Genomic DNA, 24,981 nt, shown 5'->3' on the forward strand with positions numbered 1-24,981 from the left:
CGGGTCAGGGTGCTGCCGGGGGCGAACTCCCGGTCGGACACACCGGACATCAGGCCGTTGTCCAGAGCGTAGTCCACCGCCTCATGGTACCAGGCGTCCTCGTCCACATCCCGGAAGCCGGCGGCGGAGCAGGTATCCTGGTGGTCAATCTCCATGAAGGAGGCCTCAATGGTCACCTTGGACCGGGGCATCTTGAAGGTATACTTGCCGTCGCCCTTGTCGGTCAGCTCGATCTCGTCCCCGTTCTTGTCGGTGACGGTCAGCTCGTCCAGCTCATAGCCCTCGTCGGGCTTGACGGTGATGGTCACCGTCCGGCCGCTGGAGGCGCTCTTGGGGGACACGGTCACACTGCCGTTGTCAATGTTCTTGTCCACGCTGATGGAGTAGCTGCTGGAGCCGCCGCCACCGCCGCTACTACCGCCACCTGTAATCTGGTCCGTGTTGAGCACAGCATAGATTGCATCCGGGGACTGGAAGCAAGCGTCCTTCCCATCGTCGCCGAATAGGAAGAAACCGCGCTTCTCGATTTGTCCTCGCTCAGGGAAAGGATTCTCGTTTCCGGCAGCCAACCAATCTTCATTCAGCTTAAACAGGTCGGTCTTGGAGTCGGCCATCACGGGCTCGACACCGGTATACTCGCCGTCGATGATAGCCACATTGACCGCCACATAGACTGCGTCTTCATTATTCTCATCCACACGGATAGAGAAGTAGTCCTCAGCCTTCTGATTGTCAGGAACGGTCAGTGCGACGGAAGTACCATCCTTCAACAGACTGAAACTGACCATATCCAGTTCTCCGCTGCGGAGAGCGTTCCAGTCAGCAGAACTCATGTCGCTGGGACGTTCATACTTAAATTCAAGGCGCATGGGCAGAACAAAGTCGTTCTCCTGGAAGTCTTGATCGTCCAGAGACAGGTACACGCCACCTGATTCGTGCCCCAGATCATATGCAATCTGGCTCTTGGTGCCGTTCCCCCGTTTGGCCCACATATGAATCTCAAAGTCAGTGGCACCGATCAATTCATCTCCGTCCAGAATGGTTGTGCTGATTTCATCGGATGCGTCCTGGTAGGTGTCAATGGTTACGTCCAGCAGGTCCAAGTCGGCCCGGTCAGCATTAAGGCCTTCCAAATCCGCCCACATAAACTGTGCGCCCGCAGAGCCAGAGTAGCGGGCCATCTCCAGCATTCCGTCAGCCATCATCTTGGTCATTTGCACAATGGACTCAACGCTGATGCGCTCGTTGGCGGAGTGCCACCAACGCTCGTTACCAGGGATGACAGCGCCAAAGGCGGTCATCTTATTCTGATAGTCACTGGCCAGAGTACCGCCTGTGGTACCAACGGGATAGCTGATGTCCAGCAGTTCATTGGGACCGCTGAACTCATCGGGAGCAAACCTAATAGTTGCCTTATAGCTGGCATACTGGAGAGCGGTCAGGGGATTATCATGGGTCAGGTACAGACTGGGTGCGGAGAAAGACGGTACGTTTCCAGAGAGAGCAAAGCCATTCTTCTCACAAGCACTTACTACCGCCTGGGTTGCTGTCTTATAGTCGGATTCATTAGAGTGGATGCTTCTGATGACCAGGGGAATTTCCAAAGTCTTGCTTTCCTGGTCATAAAATGGGAACTTCGAGGGGTCCTCGTCGTTAATCGTGCCCATGGGTGCGATGGTCAGATTGGCTGTTCCGTCATTGGGGTTACGCAACAGGTCTTCGGGGATGTCCATGTATTTGCCAATATAGGCTTCGCCCTCGACGCAGTTCTGGAAGAACAGGTTGGAGATGCCATCGGCGGCCTTTTTCAGCTCCATGCCCTCAGGGAGCGCCTGGGACAGGAGGTACATCCCCCAGACCACGGCGTTTTTGCTGTACATGGGCATAGGATACTCCATGGGCACATCGGTGTTGATCTCCATGGTTAAGGTGCTGTTATCTTCGGTCAGTTGGACTTTCTGGGTCTTGCCATCTTCCTTGGGCAGCCAGCCGCACTCCTCGGCGGCCTGTTCTACCTTCCGACAGAATTCCTCCACAGCGGCCTTCTCCGCATTGGAGGTGTCCAACACGAAAATAGCACGGGAGGCAATTTGGTTGGCACTACCGTACACGATGTCCTTCAGAGTGGGGTCGCCTTCGCGCAGGGTCACGCCGGCACCGGTGCTTACTAAGGCGAAGGGCTTACCTAGGTCCCCTGAGAGGTTCATAGTAAGCGTAGGAGTCCACGCTTTTGTATTGCCTACCACCACAGGAAACCGGGAATCAGAGGTATAGGCAGCGATGGGGATTTCTTCCCGGTTCAGCGTCTTATAGGTCCAGTTGTCATAGAAGCTAGGGGCGCTGTAATATGGAATATCGATATAGTTCAAAGTGTCGTCCGCACTCGGTTTTGCAGGACTTCCATCCTCATAGCAGCCCATGACTATGCGGATGCGGCGGTCGAACTCCACACCGGAGTCCTGAAGGGCCTTAGCCGCAAAGAGGGTAGCCAGGGTGGGACCGCTGTCGTCCTGGACGCCAGCGCCGTACAGCCAACCGTCCTTTACATAGGGGGTGTGGTAGGCTGCTGGGTCACCGCCTTCTGCACCCAGCTTCCCGGTTGGATCTCTCCAGCGTTTCAGCTGGGCATCAGAAATTGAGCCGGTAGGCGAGTCCAAATGACTAAGGGCCATGACCATTTCGGGGGCGTCGGGATCGCCAATTTCTACATAAACGTACTTATCCTCCTGGCGCTGGACCACTTCTAGCCCTAATGCCTCACCCAGTTCCTTGACCCAAGCTAGCTTGGCTACCTTGCGATCATGCTCATTTTTATTGGCCTCGGTGTTGGGCACATAGAATGGATACTCCGTTGGCGCGTCACCAGATGCAGTTGCGCCATAGGAGATAGAGTCATAGCTAGAGCCCTCAGCCAGAGCCCCTACCAATGTATAAGGATTATATGTTTCGTCTCCGACCACCATGTCACCAACGTAACCGGCCAGGTTATCTACAGCCTCGTGAATTGCGGCGCGCTCCTCGTCAGTAACAGTGAACTCATAGGTAACTGCGGGCTGGAACGGCTCATCATCTCCTTCATCACCGCCACCTGGGATCTCTTCCTCTTCTTCCTCAATCTTGAGTCTGGCATACTCAACCAGAGCCCGCAGAGGGGCGTTGGACAAATCCTGGTCCACGTCAATGTCCCTGGTATCCTCCAGAGCGTCACGCTCAGGATGCCATTGAAGCGCCAGAGCGAATGTAGCCTCTTGGTACTCCACAGCCTCGATGATGCCGTCGGAGGACTTTGCCACTACGGTCAGTCCATCGGCCAGATTTTCAGGATCGATGGACTGATGGTGGGCAGTGGCAACCAGTTCGATCTCATCAGAGCCGATAATGTCATACAGCCACTTGGAATCCGTCGCAATACCTATGCCATCGCCGTCTGTGCCGGCGTCCAGTTTATGATAACCCTTACCGCCGCTGTGGACCAGCCCGTCAATCTGCACGCGCAGGTGACCAGCTTTACAGTCTTCACCAAATTCGGTGTAAGTTCCAGTCCCTTTGTCGTAGGTGCTGCCAAGTTTTTCTCCGTTCTCGTCATACTTGGTGTAGCCGGTATCCTGTACGGACTCAGCCAGGATTTCGGGGATCTCTTCAAGGCCGAACTTTTCACAGGCGGCTTCAAGCTGGGCCATTTCCTCCTCAGAGGGGCCGGAAAGAACACCAGTGACGCGGGCGGGAGAGATCTCTCCTTTGAGCACCTGCTGACCCAGATAATAAGGTACGTCCTGGATCAGTTTGCCGCCGAGGGCGACATTGAAACCCTGCTCACCCCGGCAGACGGCCAGCAGAGGCACGTCTAGTTCAACAGCCTTACGCATCAGGTAAATATCTGAGGTATCACGGGCGTCGTTCCAGCCGGAAGACCCGTGGGGAGTTTGTATTTCATGATAGAGGTCAGGATTCCAGTCCTCTCCGCCAGTAAAGAAAATACCGTCAATAGAGGAAAGGACATCTGCGGCCTCTTCTTCCGTTTTCACCTGTGGCAGAAAAACGGAAGTGGCACCGTTGCGCTCAAACGCCTCAGCGAAGCCCCTGTAATCACTTCCAATGGAATCTTTCTTCCAGGAAATTCCGATAATGGGGCGTTCGGCAATGGATTGTACCACGATCTCTGTAACTGAACCGTCTGTAATGGTTAGATTTGCGGTAATTGCATCGCCGAGGTCATCAGGCGTGCCGAGGGCGGTTTTCAATTCGTCAATGGAACTAATGCCCTCTCCTGACACATGAGTTGCCTCTGTCATTGCGGAGGAATAAACTACGTTGTACTCTAGCTCATTATCTGCATTGATCGTGTAAAGAATGGCATCTTCCACTTTCGAGCCCTGTGCGGCGGGCTGTGCAGAAACGCTCACCGTCAGTAGCCCCATAAGCATGGTGAGTACCAAGAGCATACTGATCATCCGGGATGTGCGCTTGCTGGGAACGTTCATTTTTTGACCTCCTTTTTTAATGTGCTGTGCATCAGGATGCCGAAGCAGAGCTTGCAGTATAGGACGACTTCCCATTTACCTCCTTATTCATTTTAATAATCTGCTATCGGCATCCTGAAAAAGTGTACTTTTATAAATTTGGAGATTAGAATAAAAACAAAATTAAATTGTTGCTTTTTTCTGGCGTTAATGCTATATTTGATATTAGAAAGATGTACTGTCCAAAATTTGGAAAAGTACACTTTTATAAATTATCCAGATTCTTCCTATAAAAACTCCCCCTGCCCTCATAAGGGCAGGGGGAGTTTCTTTTTCATTCACATCGAAACAGGGCATCCACCGTAGTGCCCAGCACCCGGGCCAGGCAGAACGCCAAGGCCAGCGTCGGGTCATACTTATTGTTCTCGATGGCGTTGACCGTCTGCCGGGATACATGGCAGAGCTTTGCCAGCTCCTCCTGTGAGATGCCCCGCTCTTTTCGCAGCTCACGGATCCTATTCTCCACGGTCAATCACCATATTTCTTTCTATAAATCATCAGCACAACAAAGTAAATCGTCGCTGTCGAAGCCAAATGAATAAAGGGATTGACGGCCATGGGCTGGCTCCGCACCAGATTTTCAATGATATCCAGCACCAGGGCACCAGAGGCCCCCAATAATGTATAGGTACTGGTCTTCCAGACGATCATCTGCCTCCGCTCATCCCCCTGGCGCACCAGAGAGACGATCATCCCCACATCCAGCACAATCAGAAGCAGCAGAAATACGCCAAAGGCCAGCAGGCCGATCTCCGTCATAGTCATAACCAGGTTCCTCCTACTCCATATTGATATATGTCAAACTCTTTTGACATTTTTAAGATATCATATACTTCAAAATATGTCAAGAGTTTTTTACATTTCGATTCTGTGGACGCTGTAACTGTCGCAACCCGCTCCTCACACACCCTTGTATTTTCCCCTCAGACATGGTATCATAAGGGGCCAAAATCCGCAGGGAGGTCTATTTTGATGACTGACTATTTCCATCTTGATATGGGCCGGGATCAGCTTCTGGCCCTGTCCAGCCTCGGGCTGGCCCACTTGGGGGACAGCGTATTTGAGGTGATGGTACGCTCCTGGCTCTGCCTCCATGGAAAGGCCAAGGTAAAGGACCTCCACCGGGCGACCGTAACCTATGTGGCCGCGCCCGCTCAGGCCCGGCGGCTGGAGCGAATCCTGCCCCTGCTTACCCAGGAGGAGGAGGATGTCTTTCGGCGTGGACGAAATACCGCGCCCCACTCGGTCCCCAAGGCGGCCAGCCGGGGAGAATACCAGGCTGCCACCGGACTGGAGGCCCTGTTTGGATGGCTGTATCTCCAAGGGAGGACAGAGCGGCTCAATCAGCTGTTTGAAGTGATGATGGGAGAGGAATAAGCGCCCCATCCCTCCCCAGTTCTTTTGCGAGGTGGATATCTATGCCCTTAGACGCACTCTGCCTTTCCGGCATCGTCCATGAATTGAATACAGCGCTGGCAGGCTCCAAGATTGATAAGATCTATCAGCCCGGCCGGGATGAGATCCTCTTGGCTCTCCGGACCCAAGGGGGCAACGCAAAGCTGCTGCTGTCCGCCAATCCCAGCCACCCCCGGCCCCAGCTCACTCAGCTGCCCCGTGAAAACCCCGATACCCCCCCTATGTTCTGTATGCTGCTCCGCAAGCACCTCACCTCTGGACGGATTCTGGAAGTCACTCAGCCTCCGCTGGAGCGGGTGGTAGAATTTCGTCTGGAGGCCCTGGACGAGCTGGGCGACCGGGTGGAACGCCGGCTGATGCTGGAGGTTATCAGCCACCGGGCCAATCTGGTCCTGCTGGATGGCGAGGGCCGCATCCTGGACTGTATCCGCCGGGTGGACTCCGGCCTGTCTGACGGCACCGGGAGCAGACGGCTCCTCCAGCCTGGGATGTTCTACCGCCTCCCCCCCGCCCAGAGCAAGGAGGATCCGCTACATGCGGACAGGCAGCGGCTGGAGGAACTGCTGTCCACCGCCCCAGACGAGGCCCAGGCCGACAAATGGCTGTTGGACACTTTTGGAGGACTCTCTCCCCTAGTCTGCCGGGAACTGGCCCAGCAGGCGGGTGGCAGCACCGACATTCGTCTGAATGTCCTGGGCCCGGCGGGCCGGACCAGGCTGTTGGACCAACTGGAACGGCTCATTCGTTCCGTGAAGGAAAACCACTTTCATCCGACGCTTATCTACCTCGATGGGAAGGCAAAGGATTTCACATTTCTTCCGGTTACTCAGTATGGTGGAGCGGCGAAGCTGGAGAGCTGGCCCACTTTCTCCGCTATGCTGGACCAGTTCTACGAGCAGAAAGAAAGTCTGGAACGGATCAAACAGAAGGGGCAGGATTTGATCCGCTCTGTCACCAACGCCAGGGACCGCACCGCCCGGAAAATTGGCAATCAGGAAAAGGAGCTGGCCGCCACGCTGGACCGTGACCGACTTCGTGAGCTGGGTGACATCCTGACCAGCAGTCTCCATTTGATGAAAAAGGGGATGTCCCGACTTCGGACGGTAGATTTCTATGACCCGGATGGCAAGGAAGTAGACATCAAGCTAGATCCCCTCCTGACTCCCCAGCAGAACGCCGCAAAGTATTATAAGGATTATAACAAGGCCAAAAAGGCGGAGGAGATGCTGACCATCCAGCTTGAGAAGGGGCGCAAGGAGTTAGATTACCTGAACAGCGTTCTGGAGAATATCACTCTGGCAGAGGGGGAGCGTGACCTTCAGGAGATCCGTCAGGAGCTCACCGACACCGGATACCTGCGCCGCCAAGCCAAGGCGCGTGACCGAGGGAGGCGGGTGTCCTCCAAGCCTATGGAGTTCCGTTCCTCCGCCGGGCTGCGCATCTCGGTAGGTAAAAATAATATACAGAACGACCTGCTCACCTGTAAACAAGCCTTCAAGAGCGACATTTGGTTCCATACCCAGAAGATACATGGCTCCCATGTCATCCTGTGGACCGAGGGGAGGCAGCCCGACGCCCAGAGCCTGACCGAGGCCGCGGGTCTGGCCGCCTGGTTCTCCCAGGGCCGGGACAGCGGCAAGGTCCCAGTGGACTATACGCCGGTAAAGTATGTGAAAAAGCCCGCTGGTGCCCGCCCCGGCATGGTGGTATACACCACTTATGAAACCGCCTGGGTGACCCCTGATGGTGAGCTATCCAAGCGCCTCCGCGTCAAATGACCCCTCTCCCCTCCGCCGGTTCTGGCGGAGGGGATTTCTTTTCCCCTTAACGTCTCTTTTTTCGACCCGTTTTTCCTTTTCTCCTCTCTCTGGCTAAAAAAGAGTGTCGAATAGCAGCGAATTGGGCTTTCTTTTGCGATATCTTTTTCTTTTCATTCTCCCATTACCCACTATATAATGTATTTACAACGAAAATCCGGGAGATGAAGCACAAGATGATGGAAATGAAAATCGCATCAAGAAGCTGCGCGGACGACCTAGGAAGACAGCGTACATTTCACTACTATCTCACAGTGGATCAGATACCCGTTGGTCAGTTCTGCTGTGAGGACTATGGTGTACGGATTGACGAGGAAGATGGGGATTCCGCCTCGGTGCCGTCCATTACCACAAGCCCTGTCCGCATTGATGAGCTGATGACCCTTTTAGTGGACAACCTTGTGGGACCTGTCAGTCTGGAGGACGTAATAGATGACTGGAAATAAATCGTGCCGGGCCCACTTAGGTGGGCCCGGCACATCTGTTACTTCTTTCGGTTTTCAAACTTCTGCATCAGGGCTACCAGCCCGGCAATCAATCCCAGCACAACAAAAATGCCCAGCATCCCCTGCCCCATCATTCCAAGGGCATGGATTATATTCTCATTCATATTCTTTTCCTCCTTGTTCCACTGTTACAGGATAGGATTATTAGCGAAATACTGCAGTACCACGCCGCCGGCCACCACAGAGGCGATCTGTCCGGACACGTTGGCGGCCACCGCGTGCATCAGCAGGTGGTTCTGGGAGTCAGCCTCCTGCCCCAGCTTCTCAATGACCCGTGAGGACATGGGGAAGGCAGAGATGCCCGCGGCGCCCACCATGGGGTTGATCTTATTCTTTGGGGTGATCAGGTTGAGCACCTTGACAAAGAGAACACCCACCACCGAGTCCAGCACAAAGGCCACCAGGCCCAGCCCCATGATCATCAGGGTCTGCCACTGAACGAACTGCTCTGCCCGCATGGAGAAGGAAATCGTGATGCCCAGCAGCAGGGTGATCAAGTTTGCCAGCTCGTTTTGAGCCGTCTGGGACAGGCTGGTCAGCACGCCGCACTCCCGAATCAAGTTGCCGAACATAAGGAAGCCCACCAGTGCCACCGAGGAGGGGGCCACCAGACCAGCGATGGCGGTAACCACGATGGGGAACAGGATGCGCAGCCGCTTAGACACTCCCTGGGCCCGATAGGGCATCCGCATAGCCCGGTCCTTTTTTGTGGTGACCAGCTTGATGGCAAAGGGCTGGATAATGGGTACAAGGGCCATGTAGGAGTAGGCCGCCACGGCGATGGCACCCACATAGTCGGATTTTAGTATCTGGGACACCAGGATAGAGGTGGGCCCATCAGCGGCGCCGATGATACCGATAGAAGCGGCGTCCTTCAAGTCAAAGCCCAGTCCAGCCGCAAACAGGATGGTCAGGAAGATGCCCGCCTGGGCAGCCGCGCCACACAGGAACAGCTTGGGATTGGCCAGCAGGGGGCCGAAGTCTATCATGGCGCCAATACCGATAAAGAGCAGGATCGGCATAGCCTCGCTGGCCTCAATGCCCACCTCAAAGAGCCACTGGATGATACCGTGGGTCTCTCCGATGCCCTCGCTGACTTGGTTGATAACTCCGGACAGGGGCAGGTTTACCAAAATCGCGCCAAAGCCCATGGGCATCAGCAGTGCCGGCTCAAACCCCTTTTCAATGGCCAGCCAAATAAGCAGTCCGCCCACCACATACATGACAACCTGCTGTGGCGTAATGGACAGCACACCCTGCCACAAAAACTCAAGTCCCATTCTTCCGACTTCCTTTCTCTTCCAACTTCAATATCTTTGTGTGGGAAGTTTGCCCGATATCCGTAAAAAAAGACCTGCGTCCCCATATTTGGAACGCAGGTCTGGTCATTTCAGGCAAAACCAGAAGGCGGCTGGCACCTTCATGCTTGTTGGCTTGCCGCGCGGAGGGCCGCGCCGACTACTCCCCTTAACAGCACACATCGTATCACATACTTCCTGCCATTGTCAAGGACCGGGCAGGATTTTTTAATCTTTCTTAACGAGGTCTGTCATGGCCTGTTCAATCGCTGCTTCCTCCTGCCGCATGGCTCGCAGGGTCATATCTAGCAGCTTATCAAGGTCCCATCCCAGCAGCTCTGCCCCTCTGGCGATTACATCCCTGGAGCAGCCAGCGGCGAACTTCTTGTCCTTAAATTTCTTTTTCAGCGATTTGAGCTCCATATCCGCCACACTTCTGGAGGGACGCATCAGAGCGGCCGCCCCAATCAGTCCGGTAAGCTCATCCGCAGCATAGAGTACCTTCTCCATCTCATGTTCAGGTTTGATCTCCACCCGCATTCCCCAGCCGTGGCTCGCTGTCGCGTGGATGATGGGCTCCTCTACTCCAGCCTCCCGCATCAGCTCCTGGCTTTTGACGCAGTGCTCCTCCGGCCAGCGTTCAAAATCCAGGTCGTGGAGCAGGCCCACCAGGGACCAAAACTCCTTCTCTTGACCATAGCCCAGCTCCTGGGAGAACCATCCCATGACGTGCTCCACGGTAATGGCGTGGCGCAGATGGAAGGGCTCCTCATTGTATTTGGTCAGCAGGTCCCACGCCTGCTGTCTAGTGATAGACATCATATCCACTTCCTATTTTTTCTTTCCTATAGCCCTTTTTCTGTAAAGGTCGCTTCCCCACAGTCCAGACCTACAGAAACTTTAATAGGCGGTCACAATACCGCCGTCGTTGGCATAGACAGAGGTGATACCTCCGGCTTCCAAAATAATGGTCTGGGCAAACTTACATTTGGCTTCTACCATATCCTTAACCTGAAAGGCCCGCTCCAGACAGTTGCAGTGGGTGATGGCCAATGTCTTGCCCTGGTGCCCCGGATCGCCGGCCATTTTATCCACCATCTTGACCAGAGCCTGTCTGGTGGTGAGGGCCTGACCCAGCTTGCATATCTCCCCCTCTGGGGTTGCGGCCATAAGCAGCTTAATCTTCAGCGCTCCGGTGACCACTGCCTGGAGTCTAGTTAGGCGACCGTTCTTTCTCAAATTCTCCAGGGATTCCAATACGAAAAGGGTCTGCATCTGGTAGATGAACTGCTCCACCTCCCGCACCACATGCTTAAAGGCCATACCACTGGAGGCCAGCTCCCGTATTTTCAGGGCGGTAAGCACCTCACCGGAGGAGGCGGAGCAGGAGTTGAACACATGGACATTGACTTGGGGCTCCTCTTCCTCAAGTAGGAGCTTACCCTGGACCGCACTGTTATGGGACCCACTGAGTAGAGCGGACAGGGTAACTACATAGACATCTTCCGCTCCTCCACGGTAGGCATCCAGATAGGACTGAGGCGATGGACATGAGGTAGAGGGAGCGTCTTCGCTCTGTCGCATGGACCAGAGCAGATCAGCCTGATCGAAGCCCTCGTCGTCCACAAAGGTACTGCCATTCGAGCGGATGGTCAATGGCACCTTAACAAAGCAGGGGTCCTTCAGCATCTGGGGGGATAGGTCGCAGCAGCTGTCCACAACGATTTTAAAACTCATGTATCCCATCTCCAAACATAGTCTTTAAAATTAGATTGTGCAAACTAGTTTACCACACCCTTCGTGGAAAGTAAAGAAAAATCAGTTAGGGGTATTCTCCGCATAGGGCCTCTCATCTCTCAGCTCCTCGTCCAGCTCCTTTAACAGCTTTCTGTCCTCTTTGGATGAGAGGTCCAGCTTCTCATACAGGTCCGGCCGACGCTCCCTAGTTCGGAGGATGGACTGCTTTCTCCGCCACTGTTCCACTTTGGCGTGATTGCCGGACAAAAGAATCGGGGGCACTGTTCGGTCGTGCCATACCTCCGGTCTGGAATACTGAGGCGCCTCCAGCATACCGTTCCAATGGCTTTCGTTCTCATAGCACGACGGGTCAGACAGCACGCCGGGCACCAGCCGGCACACAGCGTCGGCCACCGCCATGGCGGGGATCTCGCCTCCGGTCATCACAAAATCTCCAATAGAGATCTCTTCATCCACACACTCGTCGATAAACCGCTGGTCGATCCCTTCATAGTGCCCACAGACCAGGATAATGCGCTGATAGTCGTCCTTCAGTCGTCTGGCATCGGCCTGCCGGAAGGTCCTGCCCGCCGGAGACATATAGATAGTGTGGACTCTCTCCCCCGCTTCATCACAAATATGCTTCCAGCATTGATAGAGGGGATCGGCCTGCATGACAGCACCTCTTCCGCCGCCGTAGGGGTAATCGTCCACCTGTTTCTGCTTATTTTTTGTATAATCCCGGATCTGGTGACAGTCGATGCGGATATAGCCCCGCTCCTGTCCCCGCCCTAAAATAGACTCGCATAGCATATCTCCCACCACGTCTGGAAATAATGTCATAATATCAATGTGATACATGGAACGGCCACTCCCTCCTATCGCAGCTATTTTGTCTTATTATACGGTATCTTTTCCTCTTTTTCAATGTACTTTTCCGAAATCAAAAGCTTCTAATAAAAAAGAACTATTCCTACTATCTTTTTGGAAGAAAATGTGGTATGATAGCGGTGGTAAAAATCTCCTTTTAGAAAGTGAGGTCCAGATATGTACTGTATCCGCAAAGTGACAAATGACTTGCTGTGGATTGGCGGAAATGATCGGCAGACTCCCAAGTTCGAGGCCGCCCACCCCGTTCCCAGAGGGATGTCCTATAACTCCTATCTCCTTTTGGATGAGAAAACCGTTCTCTTTGACACGGTGGATCGGGCCGTTCAGACCCAGTTCTTTGAAAATCTGGAGCAGGCCCTCCATGGACGCAAGCTGGACTATGTCTTTGTCCACCACATGGAGCCCGACCACGCCGCCACCCTGGGCGACCTGATGATCCGGTATCCCGAGGCTCGCATCGTATGTAATGGCAAGTCGGTGAACATGATCCGTCAGTTCCACTGCGCAGATCCGAACCACGCCATTTTGGTCAATGAGGGGGATACGATCTCCACTGGCCGGCACACCTTTACCTTTGCCAACGCTCCCATGGTCCACTGGCCCGAGGTGATGGTCAGCTACGACAGCACTGACAAGATCCTGTTTTCCGCCGACGCCTTCGGCACCTTTGGCGCATTGAACGGCGTCCTCTTCGCCGATGAGTTGGACTTTGACCGGGATTGGCTGGATGAGGCCCGGCGGTACTACACCAACATCGTGGGCAAGTATGGCCCCCAGGTGACCGCCCTGCTGAAAAAGGCTGCCGGGCTGGATATCCAAATGATTTGTCCCCTCCACGGCCCCGTCTGGCGTAAGGACCTGGGCTATATTCTGGACAAATACTCCAAGTGGGCTGCTTACGAGCCCGAGGAGCAGGGCGTCCTCATCGCCTTTGCCTCCATTTACGGAGGGACCGAGACTGCGGCCGCTATCCTGGCCTGCCGGCTGTCTGAGTTGGGCATCCGGACGGAAATGTATGATGTGTCGGTAACTCACTACTCCTATGTGCTGTCCGACTGCTTCAAGTACAGTCACATCGTCTTTGCCTCCCCCACCTTCAATAATGGTATCTTCGACCCTATGGAGCACCTGCTCCGTGACCTGCTCCATCACAACCTGCAAAACCGGAAGGTAGCCCTGATCCAGAACGGCTCCTGGGCCCCCGCCAGCGGGAAGCTGATGACCCAGGTACTGTGTGAGATGAAAAATATGGAGTTGCTTCAGGAGCCCATCACTCTGAAGTCCGCTCTTGCCCCAGGTCAGGAGAAAGAGTTGGAGGAATTGGCCCAGGTATTGGCCGCCTCTGTCAAAGGTGAGGCATCTACTCCTGTCCAGGAGCCCGCGGCGGACAAGCCCAAGGGCTTTGTATGTAAGATCTGCGGCTTTATCTATGAGAGTGACACCCTGCCCCCTGATTTCGTCTGCCCAATCTGCCGCCGGCCTGCCAGTGACTTTGAGCCTGTCACCTGACTTTTCTGGCGGCTGACGCGAGCCTTCTATTCTAGGGCCGGCCGGTAAAGATATCGGTCTTTTGATAGCCCCTGACCACCAAGGAAGAAAGGAGGATGCCTGGTGAAGTATATCTGCGATCTGTGTGGTTTTATTTATGATGAGGCCACCGAGGGCCCCATGCCTGACGACTATACCTGCCCACTGTGTGGGGCTGACAAGAGCCACTTCCAGCCCGAATAAAAAAAGCCCCGGACATCTTGTGGATGTCCGGGGGCTTTTTTACCGGGTCAATGCCTCCGGGATGGTGGCACGGGTATGGCGGATCTCCTCCCATACGGTGGTCTTTTTCACAAAGCTGCCAAAGGTGATTGGGATCCAGGACAGGAGGAACAGCCAGTACAGGGCCAGCGCCTTCCACAGACGCCTGTCCCATTTTCCCTCCACAGCCAGCACCAGTCCGGCCGCCAGGGTGGAGCCAAGGGCGGTCAGGCCCAGATTGAACACCAGGGCGCCCAAAAAGGCCGCCAGAGCCTGTCCGACCGTCTGTCCGAACAGAGCGGCCGCCAGAGAGGACAGCAGGAGATTGGCTACCGCTGCCACCTGATAGGCTGGAATCATCAGAGTAAAGCCCAGATCCGCCAGCCGGCCTCCTCCCTCCCGGCAGACGGAGGAACCAACGCGGGAGAGATAGGCCTGGGCTACCTGGAGCGTGCCGCTGGACCACCGCCGGCGCTGCTTGACGGACTCCTCATAGGTAAGTGGCTGCTCGTCATAGGTGACAGCCTTTGGCACCCACCATACCTTTTCTCCAGCCAGAACGCACTGGGCAGTGAGTTCCAGATCCTCGCTGATGGTGGAGGAGTTCCAACCGCCCAGCTTCTCCAGTGCTTTTGAGGAAATCATGAAGCCGGTCCCTCCGATCATGGCCGAAAGGTCCATCCCCGCTTTGCCCCCGTTGTGAAACCGGTCCATCATCCAGTAGTAGATGGAACAGCAGCCGGATATCAGGGTATCGTAAGGGTTTTTGCTGTCCCGATAGCCCTGTGCGGCACGGGCTCCGGACATATAGGCGTTATTCATCTCAGTCAGAAACCGACTGTCTACCACGTTATCCGCGTCAAAGACGCACCACGCATCGTACTCCCGGCCCCGGAGGCGGTTATAGGCAAAGCGAAGGACCTCGCCTTTGCTGCGCACCGGAAAGGGACACTCCAGCACCCGGGCCCCGAAGTTTCGAGCGGCCAGTGCTGTGTTGTCCACACAGTTGTTTGGAATGACCCAGATATCGTACAGTTCCTGGGGATAGTCTTGCATTAAAAGACTATTAATGAGGGGGCCGATGACCAGTTCTTCGTTTCGTGCGGCAACCAGAATAGCGAAACGTGTCCTGGCCGGGTGCCAGCCACAGTCCACTGGCTTTCTCCAGGACATGAATCCGGTGAGCAGGTAATATCCTCCCCACAGGGCCACGGCCAGACCTGATATGCCCGTCAGTGTCAGAATGGCTGATAGCAGCAGTCTTTCCATATTGTTCGCCTCCCTGTCTTGTTGCTTCTGATCCTAACAGGAAAATATTAAGGATAGACTGCTGGATTCATTAAGATTTGGTAAAGCTATTCTTAATCTCTCCCTCCTCACGCTCTTAATACTGCCTTATTTTTCATCGACTAAAATTTACATTTTATTAATTTGACAGCTTTTCCAATTTTTGATATACTAGTTTTGTGAATTATGCCCTTTTTCACTCATTTAAAGTCACCTAAGATTTCTGTCTGCGGATACCAATCGCTATTTTCCCCACTGGCGTTTTTCTGTTCTGATGTGGGGTGATTTTTTCCTTATGGCCCGGCCGTCTCTTGCGGCCAACGGAAAAGGAGGTCTATATTGCTTCGATTCGACCATGTTTCTCTCTCTTACGGCAGTCAAACCATATTAAATGATCTATCCTTTGAAATACAGGAGGGACAGTTTGCCGTTCTCATCGGCCCCTCCGGCTGCGGTAAGACCACCACGCTGAAGATGATAAACCGGCTCATCCAGCCCAACAGCGGACATATTTATCTAAATGACCAGGATATCAGTGCCGTGGACCGGGTAGAACTCCGCCGTCACACAGGCTATGTCATACAACAGATCGGTCTGTTCCCCAACATGACCGTCGCACAGAACATCTGTGTGGTGCCCAAACTGCTGAAATGGCCCAAGGAGAAGTGTGATCAGGTAGTCCATGACCTGCTGGAAATGGTCAATATGCCCTTTGACCAGTATGCCCACAAGTATCCCTCGGAGATGTCTGGTGGGCAGCAGCAGCGCATCGGCATCCTCCGGGCGCTGGCCGCCTCCCCTCCCGTTGTCCTGATGGATGAGCCCTTCAGTGCTTTGGACCCCATGACCAGGCGCTCCCTCCAGATTGAAGTCAAGAATCTGCAGCAAAAGCTGAACAAGACCATTATTTTTGTCACCCACGACATGGAGGAGGCTCTGGATCTGGCCGACGTCATCATCTTTATGGACCACGGCAATATTGTGCAGATGGCCCCGCCGGAGGAGATGCTGGAAAATCCCGCCACCGACCAGATCCGGGATTTCCTGGGTAAGCATCACGCCGGGCCCTCCCCTGAACAGCTGACGGTGGACCACTTCATGCGTACCGGAATCATTACGGTCAACCAGAACCGTGGTGTCAACGAGTGTGTCAGCCGGATGCAGCACCACAACGTGGACACCCTGCTGGTGGTGGATGAGTACCGTCACTATCAGGGCACTGTCTCCATCGCCGACATCCGCCTCACCGGCCATGTAGTCAAGACCATAGGCCCTCTGGTGCGTAACAGCACGCCCACGGTCCACAGGGGCGACAACGCCAAGGAGTGCTTCGACCAGCTGGTATCCAGCGGCTTCCCCTATCTGGTCGTCCTGAATGACGATCAGACGGTGGCCGGCATCATCACAAAGACCAGCATGGCCTCCGCCATGGCTGAACAGCTGTGGGGGTGATAGCGTATGTCCGAAGTATTGCTGTCCATTTTGCAAAAGACCGCCGAACATACTGGTTATACCCTCATCAGCGTGGCCATCGGCTTTGTACTGGGCCTCTCCCTGGGTATTGGCCTTTCCCGCTTGCCTACCCTGGCTAAGTATCTGCTTCCCCTGTTATCTATCTTGAACACGGTACCCGGTATTGTCTTTATTGGTGTGCTGTTCATTCTAATCGGCATGACTCCGGCCACCGTCATCATTGCGCTGTCCATTTACGCCATGTTCCCTGTACTGAAAAACACGGTCACCGGACTGAATGGCGTGGACCCCCAATATAAAGAGGCAGCCCGAGGCTGCGGCATGAGCCATTTCCAGAGGCTGTATCTGGTGGAACTGCCTCTGGCCATGCCCACCATCATCGGTGGGCTTCGGCTGTCCACCGTTTATACCGTCAGTTGGGCCGTACTAGCCGCCATGATCGGAGAAGGCGGACTGGGCGACTTTGTCTATAAGGGCGTCAGCAGTAACAACAACGAGCTCATCCTCCAAGGGGCCATTCCGGCGGCTGTTCTGGCCCTCACACTTGGCGCTCTGGTGGATCTGCTCCAGCGTCATGTGGTCCCCCGGGGCCTGCGGAAAGGCGGGGTGGGGAAATGAACGTTGCTTTGATATGGGACCATCTCTCTCTGGTCCTCTCCGCCCTCATCCTGGCTGTGGGCGTCGGTGTTCCCCTGGGCCTGCTGGCCTACCTGTTTCCCCGGTTTGGAAAAGCCATTCTCTGGGTGGTAGACCTGATCCAGACCGTCCCCGCCCTGGCCCTGCTGGGCATCATCATGGTGGTAATGGACCCCGGCTCCCCTACCGCCGTCATCGGTTTGACTCTATATTCCCTGCTTCCCATCGTACGCAATACCTCTCTCGGCCTGTCCCAGGTGCCTGAACACCTGAAGGAGGCGGCCACTGGCATGGGAATGAGTGGGACCTATCGGCTGCTCCATGTGGAAGTCCCTCTTGCGGTCCCCATGCTGGTCACAGGCATCCGCATCGCCGCAGTCAACGCCATCGGCACCGCCGTGTTTGCCTCCTTCGTGGGTGGAGGAGGTCTGGGCGGCCTGTTCTACACCGCCATCCGTCAGGAAAATATGGGCATGATCTTCGTGGGCACACTGGTACTCATGGTCATGGCCTTTGTCTTGGATGCTGGACTGAGCTATATGGAACACAGGCTGTCCAGCCACAGTCGGAAGAAGCTGCCCACCCCTGTCAAGGCCGTGGGCAGCACGGTCTTAGCCGTAGCCGGTGTTGCTCTGGTGGTATCTATGTTTCTCCCCGCTGATACGGGAGGCCAGCTCACCCTCTATGACGGGGACTACTCTGAGGTGAAGCTGATGCATTCCATGGTGGAGCAATTGGTGGAGGATAAGACCGATTTGGAAGTGGTGATCCTGGACCAGATGACTCAGGTGAACAACCACAATGAATTAAAGGGCAGCAATCCAAGCTGTGACTTGATGTTCAGCTATGACGGGACCATCCTCACCACCTTCCTTGGGATGGACACCACCGACATTCCAGAGGGAATGACGCTCTATGACTTCGTCAACCAGACAGTGAGTGAGCTAGAAGGCCTGCATATGTTGGGCAAGGTCGGTCTGAATAACACCTATGCCATCGGCGTGACCCAGAACATCATCGACCGCTATGGTGTCTCCAAGATCTCTGATCTTATCCCCATCGCGGGTGAGCTTCGCTTCGGCGCGGAGCATGAGTTCTATACCGAAGAGGGCAGCATGAAGTATCAGCCCTTTGTAGATTACTATGGACTCACATTCCAGTCCGCCAAGCCGGTGGACGTGGTTCTGAAGTACAACGCCGTAGAAGAGGGCGCCTTTGACGTCATGGTGGTCTACGCCACTGACGGCCTGAACAAGCGTGCCGGCCTGACCATTCTGGAGGACGACCAGGGCTTCTTCCCGGAGTACTATGGGGCATTTCTGGTACGCAACGACCTGTTTGATGATTTTTATGAGGCTGCGCCCAATCTGGAGCAGGTTTTGGAGCTGCTTACCAACCAGGTATCCAGTGAGGATATGGTGGAGTTGACCTATGCCGTGGATGTCGACGGTCGTTCCGTACAGGAAGTCGCCCGAGAGTTTCTAGTAAGCAAGGACCTGCTGGCACAGTAAATATGATCCGGCCCCCTCAGAATAGTCCGAGGGGGCCTTTCCCATTTTATGTATAGGGACAATCTCTCCCCTCATACCCTGTATCAACACAGAATTCGGGAGGAATGAGGATGGAAACTCGTATCGCAGAACTGCGCTATAAGGAAGTCATCAGCGTTGAGGATGGCAGCCGATTTGGTTACGTAGGAGATATGGAAGTAGATATGGACACTGGGCAGGTACGAGCCCTGGTCGTCCCCGGCCGCCGCCGCTTCTTTGGGCTGCTCGGCCGAGAGGAGGATAAATACATCCCTTGGAGCGCCGTTCGGCGCTTTGGAGAGGATATTATTCTGGTGGAAGACCACGGAAGCCGGAGAACGCCCAGGCGTGGTTGAACGCTCATCCGCCTCCCATGGCACAAATGCGTCGTATCCACAGAAAAGGCCGCCCACTAGGGCGGCCTTTTTACCTGTTCTCTTACAGCTCCACAGCGGTATCCGTGGCAAAAAACCATAGCGCCTTTCTTGCCACGGGTCTGTCCAGTATGGTGGAGAGTGCCCGCGCGTAGGCATCCAACTGGGCCCGGTACTGTTCAGCGCGGGCCAGTTCCTCCCCCGGAACTATCCTGTCGCTCTTAAAGTCCAGAACTGTGATCCCCTGCCCGTCCTCAAACCAGGCGTCAATGACGCCCTGGAGCAGGATATGCTCTCCCTCCGTCCGGGGATAATACTCCTCCGCCGGCACCAAGATGGAAAATTTGAATTCTCTACGGCACTCTCTTGCCTGGGCCATGGCCTTTCCCAGTGGGCTCTGGAAAAAAGCCGCCAACCGCTGGGCGGATACAGCTTCACGCTGGAGGGCTGTCAGAAAGCCCCTGTCCTCCAGTTGGTCCAACAACTGACCGATTCTCTCCTGGCTGTGGTCCCCCTCCAAGGGAATATATTGGACCGCCTGGTGGATGGCCGTACCCCGCTGGGCTGGAGTCAGGCCCTTTTCTTCTGTCATAAACCGGGGGCGGTAAATGACTCCGCGCTCTCTCCCAACAGTCTCGACCAGCTCCCCGGCCTCCTCCGCCGCCTCCTGATCCTGGGGACGACCCTTGATCTGGGTCGCTGTCAGCTTAGAAGGCACATTGGCGCAAACCATTTGCGGGTAGGTCCATCTTAGTTGAGCCGCCAGCTCCGATATATCTTTCTGTACCAACTCCGGCAGGTCAGTGTAACGTCCTTCCGTTTTACGGTCCTCTGCTAGGGGGGCTCCATCAATCCAGCGGATGTTCCAGGCTGGTCCCAGCCCCTCCGCCCTGATATCGGGCAGACCAGCCAGTTTCCTCACCCCCCCTGCCTCCGGGCGGGTCAGGGCGTGGAGCAGCACCCACTGTCCTACGTTCTGCTGCCGCTCCAGAGCCAGAGGGGAAATAGGAACGGACAGATCCTCCCCCAGCCGCTCCAGAGCTCTGGCCCCCTCGGTGAGCGCCAGGGTCAGGATCAATTTCTCCTTTGCCCTGGTCATGGCCACATAGAGCAGCCGGAGCTCCTCCGACATCATCTCCCGCTCCAACTGCCGGGCTACCGCCAGACGGGCCACAGTGGGATACTCCACCATGCGCTCTCGCTCCAGTCCCTTGGGCCCTACGCCCAGGACAGGGTGGAACAGCACCGGACGCATCAGGTCGTCCCTGTTCAGCCGCCTGGTCAGGCCACATACGAACACCACAGGCCTTTCCAAGCCTTTGGACCGGTGGATCGACAGGATGGACACGCCCTCCCCCTCATGACCGGGAGCCGTAGAAGCGAGCTTCCCGCCAGACTCTCTTAACCGCTCCAGCCGAAGTAAAAATTGGAACAGAGTGCGGCAGCCGCTGTTCTCTAGCTGACCGGCCAGATCATACAGGGCCAGCAGATTGCTCCGCCGCTCCTCCCCCCGCTCCATGGTACCGAACAGGCCCAGGATATTGGTCTGCTCATAGATGTGCCAGATCAGCTGCCGGCAGGTCTTATCTCCCGCCCCAAAGCGGAGTTGGGACAGCTGATCCAGAAATTCCCGGCAGTCCTCCTCTCCCTCCAGCGCCCTTTGGGACAACGCGGTGTAGAAGTCCCCCCTGGATCTGGACCTCAGTTGAGCCAGCCGGTCGCTGGAAAATCCATAGACCGGGGAGCGAAGGGCGGCCAGCAGGGCCACATCCTGCCGGGGGTTATCCACGATCTGGAGGATGGACAGCGCCACGTTGACCTCGGTGGTTTGGAAAAAGTCCTGTCCGCCGTCGGCGGACCAGGGGATCCCCTCCTCCCCAAGCGCTTGTATGTAGTGGTGCAGCACCGCCCCCGGACTACGGAGCAGAAGCATTACATCCGAGGGTCTCAGTGGGCGTATCTTCTCTCCCTCCGTCACCATAAGAGGCCTGGACAACAGTTCTCTGATACGCTGGGCGGCAAACCGGGCCTCCAGCAGGTCCTTATTTGCCTTCTCTCCCTCCTGGTCCCCCAAGAAGGACAGGTCCAGCCCATCCAGCTCCAGAGCGTAAGGTCCAGTCTCATCTGTCTGCTCCTCTGGCTCCGAAAACGTCCCTCCAGGCACCAGGGCCTGGTCCTCCGTGTAGTCCAACTCACCGAATTCCACGGACATAATGGCTCGAAAAAGGTCGTTACACCCCTCCAGGACCTGGGGCCGAGAGCGGAAATTCCGGCTCATCACCCGCTTGCGGGGCTGTCCCTCCTCCGCCTCGTCCCCCTGGGCGAATCGCTCATACTTATTCAGGAAAATCGTGGGGTCGGCCAGCCGGAAGCGGTAGATGGACTGCTTTACATCCCCCACCTGGAACAGCTTTCGTCCCCCGTTGGAGAGGGCATAGAAAATGGCGTTCTGGACCTGGTTGGTGTCCTGATACTCATCCACCAATATCTCATCAAAACGGGTGCTCCAATAGCGGGCCAGCTCCGTCGGCTCCCCGGCACCATCGGCAAGCAGCTTCACCGCGAAGTGCTCCAAATCGGAGAAGTCCAGCAGTCCCCGCCGGTCCTTCTCCTTGGCATAGGCGGCCTGAAAATCAAGGACCAGGTCCATTAAAGCCTGAACAGCGGGGCGTGACAGAGACAGCTCATCCAAAAGGGTCTGGCTGTCCCCTGTCAGCCGCTCCTCTATCCTTCCAAGCAGCTTTTTGCAGCGGTTCCGGATCTGTTTGACCCGCTCACCCGACTGGACAGCGGCCGACTCCTCCATGGGGCTGATCTCCCGCTCCCGCTTTTTCTTCCGTCCAGCCGGCGGGAAGGGGATCGGAAGGGCGGATACCGCTCCGTCCCAGCTCCGCTCTGACAAAAACCTCTCCAACCCCTCTATAGTGGTCATGATGGAGGTCCCATAGTTGGTTTCCAGCAGCTCGTCCTTCCCAATCATCGTCACAGCCTGGGACAGCCGCTCCAGGCACCATTGGCCCTGATGTCTGGCCTCGTTCAGCAGCAGCTCTCCCCAGGCCGTCTGGCTTAGATCGGATACCCCGTCCAGCTCCCACAGCCCCTTCTGCCTCTCCAGCCAGCGGGCGGGGTCTGGATGGCTCTGCACTCGGCCGTAGATGTCCAGCACGATCTGGGCCAGACGGCTGTCGTCCCGCCCGGCAGCGAGGGTGTCTGCCAGTTGAGCAAAGGGACTCTCCTCCTCCAACCCCTCATAACGGCAGTCCAGTACCTCCTCCAGAACTCGTGCCATAATGTCCTGGCTCTCCCCCTCATCGCATAGGCGGAAGTCAGGGTCCAGATCCAGCAGATGGCCGCTCTCCCGCAGAAGAACAGAACAAAATGCGTGGATGGTGGAAATCTGGGCCTGATACACCAGTATGGTTTGACGTCGCAGGTGTCGGTCGTTCGGGCGCAGGGCCAGGCGGTCAGCCAGTTCCTGGGCGATACGCCCTCGAAGCTCCGCGGCCGCAGCCTTGGTATAGGTTATGACCAAAAAGCGGTCGATATCAACTCCCTCCCGGTCCACGCGGTCCAGCAGCCGCTCTACCAGCACCCGGGTCTTACCAGACCCGGCGGCGGCGGATACCAGCAGCTCTCCGCCCTGGTCGTCTACGATCTTCTGTTGTTCCTCTGTCAGCGCAAAGGCCATAATGCCACCGCCCCTCTCTTTCCAGGGGATCCAGTCGTTCCCCCGCTGTTTGTCAGCCGTCTCCGGCAGTTCCTCACAAGATTAGCACAAAGGTCCCAGCCGTAATCAGCAGCCCGCCCAGCACCTTCAGCACTGTCACCTTTTCTCCCAGGACGAGGAAGGCCAGTACCATGGAAATGACCACGCTGAACTTGTCAATGGGCACGACCTTGCTGGCCTCACCAATCTGAAGGGCGTGGAAGTAACAGATCCAGGACAGCCCGGTAGCCAGACCGGACAGGAACAGGAACATCCAGCTCCTGGCGGTGATGTCACCGATGCCTGTATGCTTTCCGGTGGCAAAGACGATCCCCCAAGCCATAACCAGTACCACTATGGTACGCAAGGCTGTGGCCAGATTGGAATTGATTCCCTCCATCCCCAGCTTGGCCAGAATTCCGGTCAGGGCGGCAAATAGTGCTGACAACAGCGCAAAAACAGCCCACATAAGTGGTTTCCTTCCTCTCTCCACTTTCTTCACTCTTTGAGCACGCTCAAAAACTTTTCTATGCGGATACCCTTGTTCTTTTCAATCTCATCCTGTTCCAGAAAGATGAGCTTTTCCAGTACGTCCATGGCCCGCTTCACAGCAGGGCGCAGGGGGCTTCCAGCCAGGAGTTCCCCCACCAGGACGGCGGAAAACATATCCCCTGTCCCTGGGAAATGCACCCGGATAAACCGGTAGGGGATCGTAAAATATTCCCCGCTTCTGTGGTCATAGCCCCAGACTACATGGCTCCCACTCTCCTTCAATACACCGCTGGTAACCACGACAGATCGTGGGCCCAGCCCCCGCAGCCGGTCCACTACCTCCTTGGCCTGTGACTGGGACAGAGCCTCCTCCCCCTGGTAAATGCCGGACAGAAATTCTGCCTCCGTCAGATTAGGGACGATTACGTCGGCTACCCCAATGAGGCGGCGCATATTCCCGACCGTCTCCTCCGTGACACCGTTATAGAGCTTACCGTCGTCCCCCATGATAGGGTCGGTCATGACCAGCAGGCCCTCCTTCTTCTGGCTGGCGATAAAGTCCCGGATAATGCCCACCTGGGACGCCGAAGCCAGAAAGCCGGTGGTGATACAGTCAAACTGAAATCCCAGTTGCTTCCACACCTCGATGGCCTTTACCATGTAGTCAGTGGTATCTAATATGGTAAATTTCCCGTAGTCCAGAGTATTGGACACCAGGGCGGTGGGCAGGTTGTAGACACTATGGCCCATATTGGACAGGATGGGCAGCATGGCGGCCAGAGCCACCTTGCCGTAGCCCGGCATATCATTAATAATCAGGATATTTTTACTGTTCTCCATTTGATTTCTCCTCTTTTTGTTGTTCAGCTCCGGTCCAATAGAAACTCCAGCACCGTATCATTGAAGCCCTGCCAATTCCGCCTGGCTATAAAGTGGTCACCAGGAAGGATGACCAACCGGCTGTTTGGGATATTGGCCGCGATTGACTGAGTGTGGCTCTCTCGGATCATATCCTGTTCCCCCGCCACTACCAGAACCGGCATGTCCAGTCCCGCCAGTTCCGCCCTGTGTATATGCGGCTGGGTTACCATCAAATTCAGCATCTCCCAATTTTGTTTTGCCTGTTGGCTGAACAGGGCACACAGGCGGCACAGCCCCCATCCCAGCACTATGGGAATCTGTGTCTTCAGCTTTACGCCACACGGGTCCAAGTTTGCCCCGTTTAGTATGAGCCGCTCTACACGGTCCGGATACTTCAGCGCAAACAATAGGGCCACATTTCCTCCATCGGAAAACCCCAAGAGATGACATTTGGAGATACCATGCTGATCGAAAAACGATTTCAAGTCCTCCGCGAATTGGGACAGTGTAAACGGTCCAGTGCCCCGTGGACTCTCTCCATGTCCACGAGTATCCACAGCAATCACCCGAAAATGGTCGGCAAATGGTTCCATTTGCCTTTTGAAGTAGGTATGATCCTCCCCATTTCCGTGGAGCAGTATCAGTGGAAAGCCCTCTCCCTGCTCTATATAGTGTAATCTGATCTCCAT

At 55.6% G+C, this 24,981-nt stretch carries 22 protein-coding genes; 9 read left to right on the forward strand and 13 right to left on the reverse strand.

From position 1 onward, the window contains the following. From OCV64_RS14205 to OCV64_RS14215, 3 genes are all read right to left on the reverse strand, one after another. A partial coding sequence (locus OCV64_RS14205; protein ID WP_262670386.1) for a M20/M25/M40 family metallo-hydrolase occupies positions 1-4,481 on the reverse strand: 4,481 nt, incomplete at its 3' end. 313 nt (positions 4,482-4,794) lie between these two features. Next, positions 4,795-4,986, reverse strand: coding sequence for a helix-turn-helix transcriptional regulator (locus OCV64_RS14210; protein WP_147571923.1), 192 nt, complete (start codon positions 4,984-4,986; stop codon positions 4,795-4,797). 2 nt (positions 4,987-4,988) lie between these two features. Further along, positions 4,989-5,285 carry a hypothetical protein gene (locus tag OCV64_RS14215; RefSeq protein ID WP_240287563.1) on the reverse strand — a complete coding sequence of 99 codons (297 nt, stop codon included), beginning with the start codon at positions 5,283-5,285 and terminating at the stop codon, positions 4,989-4,991. A gap of 207 nt (positions 5,286-5,492) precedes the next feature. Between OCV64_RS14215 and OCV64_RS14220 the strand changes: the two genes are divergently transcribed. The 3 genes from OCV64_RS14220 (at position 5,493) to OCV64_RS14230 (ending at position 8,199) form a co-directional block, all read left to right on the forward strand. Next, on the forward strand, positions 5,493-5,897 hold the full coding sequence (locus OCV64_RS14220; RefSeq protein WP_147571924.1) for a Mini-ribonuclease 3: 405 nt from the start codon (positions 5,493-5,495) through the stop codon (positions 5,895-5,897). Positions 5,898-5,938: 41 nt separating this feature from the next. Beyond that, positions 5,939-7,714: an Rqc2 family fibronectin-binding protein gene (locus tag OCV64_RS14225; protein WP_147571925.1), complete on the forward strand. Its 1,776-nt coding sequence runs from the start codon at positions 5,939-5,941 to the stop codon at positions 7,712-7,714. 215 nt (positions 7,715-7,929) lie between these two features. Continuing rightward, positions 7,930-8,199, forward strand: a complete 270-nt coding sequence (locus tag OCV64_RS14230) for a DUF6514 family protein (RefSeq protein WP_147571926.1) — start codon at positions 7,930-7,932, stop codon at positions 8,197-8,199. A 38-nt stretch (positions 8,200-8,237) separates the two neighbouring features. Here the strand turns inward: OCV64_RS14230 and OCV64_RS14235 are convergent, their stop codons facing one another. From OCV64_RS14235 to trmD, 5 genes are all read right to left on the reverse strand, one after another. Further along, a complete protein-coding gene (locus tag OCV64_RS14235; protein WP_147571927.1) occupies positions 8,238-8,363 on the reverse strand; it encodes a sodium pump decarboxylase gamma subunit in 126 nt (41 codons plus the stop codon). A 24-nt stretch (positions 8,364-8,387) separates the two neighbouring features. Then, on the reverse strand, positions 8,388-9,539 hold the full coding sequence (locus tag OCV64_RS14240; protein WP_186853278.1) for a sodium ion-translocating decarboxylase subunit beta: 1,152 nt from the start codon (positions 9,537-9,539) through the stop codon (positions 8,388-8,390). 246 nt (positions 9,540-9,785) lie between these two features. Beyond that, the gene (locus OCV64_RS14245; RefSeq protein WP_207721983.1) at positions 9,786-10,376 is read right to left on the reverse strand and encodes a hydrolase; all 591 of its coding nucleotides are present in this window, start codon (positions 10,374-10,376) and stop codon (positions 9,786-9,788) included. Positions 10,377-10,457: 81 nt separating this feature from the next. After that, a complete protein-coding gene (locus OCV64_RS14250) occupies positions 10,458-11,294 on the reverse strand; it encodes a DegV family protein (RefSeq protein ID WP_147571930.1) in 837 nt (278 codons plus the stop codon). A gap of 81 nt (positions 11,295-11,375) precedes the next feature. Further along, on the reverse strand, positions 11,376-12,155 hold the full coding sequence (gene trmD, locus OCV64_RS14255; RefSeq protein ID WP_262670387.1) for a tRNA (guanosine(37)-N1)-methyltransferase TrmD: 780 nt from the start codon (positions 12,153-12,155) through the stop codon (positions 11,376-11,378). Positions 12,156-12,341: 186 nt separating this feature from the next. Here trmD and OCV64_RS14260 point away from each other — a divergent pair, with 186 nt between their 5' ends. After that, complete coding sequence (locus tag OCV64_RS14260; protein ID WP_262670388.1) at positions 12,342-13,694, forward strand: oxygen-binding di-iron domain-containing protein; 1,353 nt, start codon at positions 12,342-12,344, stop codon at positions 13,692-13,694. Positions 13,695-13,796: 102 nt separating this feature from the next. After that, positions 13,797-13,916: a rubredoxin gene (locus tag OCV64_RS14265; RefSeq protein WP_374740223.1), complete on the forward strand. Its 120-nt coding sequence runs from the start codon at positions 13,797-13,799 to the stop codon at positions 13,914-13,916. A gap of 39 nt (positions 13,917-13,955) precedes the next feature. On the opposite strand, the gene OCV64_RS14270 is transcribed toward OCV64_RS14265, so the two are convergent. Further along, a complete protein-coding gene (locus OCV64_RS14270; RefSeq protein ID WP_262670389.1) occupies positions 13,956-15,203 on the reverse strand; it encodes a glycosyltransferase family 2 protein in 1,248 nt (415 codons plus the stop codon). Between the two features lie 357 nt (positions 15,204-15,560). Between OCV64_RS14270 and OCV64_RS14275 the strand changes: the two genes are divergently transcribed. The 4 genes from OCV64_RS14275 (at position 15,561) to OCV64_RS14290 (ending at position 19,215) form a co-directional block, all read left to right on the forward strand. Continuing rightward, the gene (locus OCV64_RS14275) at positions 15,561-16,673 is read left to right on the forward strand and encodes a betaine/proline/choline family ABC transporter ATP-binding protein (protein WP_262670390.1); all 1,113 of its coding nucleotides are present in this window, start codon (positions 15,561-15,563) and stop codon (positions 16,671-16,673) included. Between the two features lie 6 nt (positions 16,674-16,679). Beyond that, the gene (locus OCV64_RS14280) at positions 16,680-17,312 is read left to right on the forward strand and encodes an ABC transporter permease (RefSeq protein WP_147571936.1); all 633 of its coding nucleotides are present in this window, start codon (positions 16,680-16,682) and stop codon (positions 17,310-17,312) included. Then, positions 17,309-18,841 (forward strand): glycine betaine ABC transporter substrate-binding protein, encoded by a 1,533-nt coding sequence (locus OCV64_RS14285; protein WP_186853273.1) that lies wholly within the window; start codon positions 17,309-17,311, stop codon positions 18,839-18,841. Before OCV64_RS14280 ends, OCV64_RS14285 begins: the two co-directional genes overlap by 4 nt. A gap of 110 nt (positions 18,842-18,951) precedes the next feature. Then, positions 18,952-19,215: a YlmC/YmxH family sporulation protein gene (locus OCV64_RS14290; protein ID WP_147571938.1), complete on the forward strand. Its 264-nt coding sequence runs from the start codon at positions 18,952-18,954 to the stop codon at positions 19,213-19,215. Positions 19,216-19,297: 82 nt separating this feature from the next. Here OCV64_RS14290 and addA read toward each other — a convergent pair whose 3' ends face one another. The 4 genes from addA to OCV64_RS14310 form a co-directional block, all read right to left on the reverse strand. Next, a complete protein-coding gene (gene addA, locus OCV64_RS14295) occupies positions 19,298-22,921 on the reverse strand; it encodes a helicase-exonuclease AddAB subunit AddA (protein WP_262670391.1) in 3,624 nt (1,207 codons plus the stop codon). A 73-nt stretch (positions 22,922-22,994) separates the two neighbouring features. Then, positions 22,995-23,408 carry an EamA family transporter gene (locus tag OCV64_RS14300; protein WP_240287544.1) on the reverse strand — a complete coding sequence of 138 codons (414 nt, stop codon included), beginning with the start codon at positions 23,406-23,408 and terminating at the stop codon, positions 22,995-22,997. 29 nt (positions 23,409-23,437) lie between these two features. After that, positions 23,438-24,271, reverse strand: a complete 834-nt coding sequence (locus tag OCV64_RS14305) for a pyridoxamine kinase (RefSeq protein ID WP_262670392.1) — start codon at positions 24,269-24,271, stop codon at positions 23,438-23,440. A gap of 23 nt (positions 24,272-24,294) precedes the next feature. After that, positions 24,295-24,981, reverse strand: coding sequence for an alpha/beta fold hydrolase (locus OCV64_RS14310; protein ID WP_262670393.1), 687 nt, complete (start codon positions 24,979-24,981; stop codon positions 24,295-24,297).

The organism is Muriventricola aceti (assembly GCF_025567565.1).
In the GTDB taxonomy this organism is placed as follows: domain Bacteria; phylum Bacillota; class Clostridia; order Oscillospirales; family Oscillospiraceae; genus Lawsonibacter; species Lawsonibacter aceti.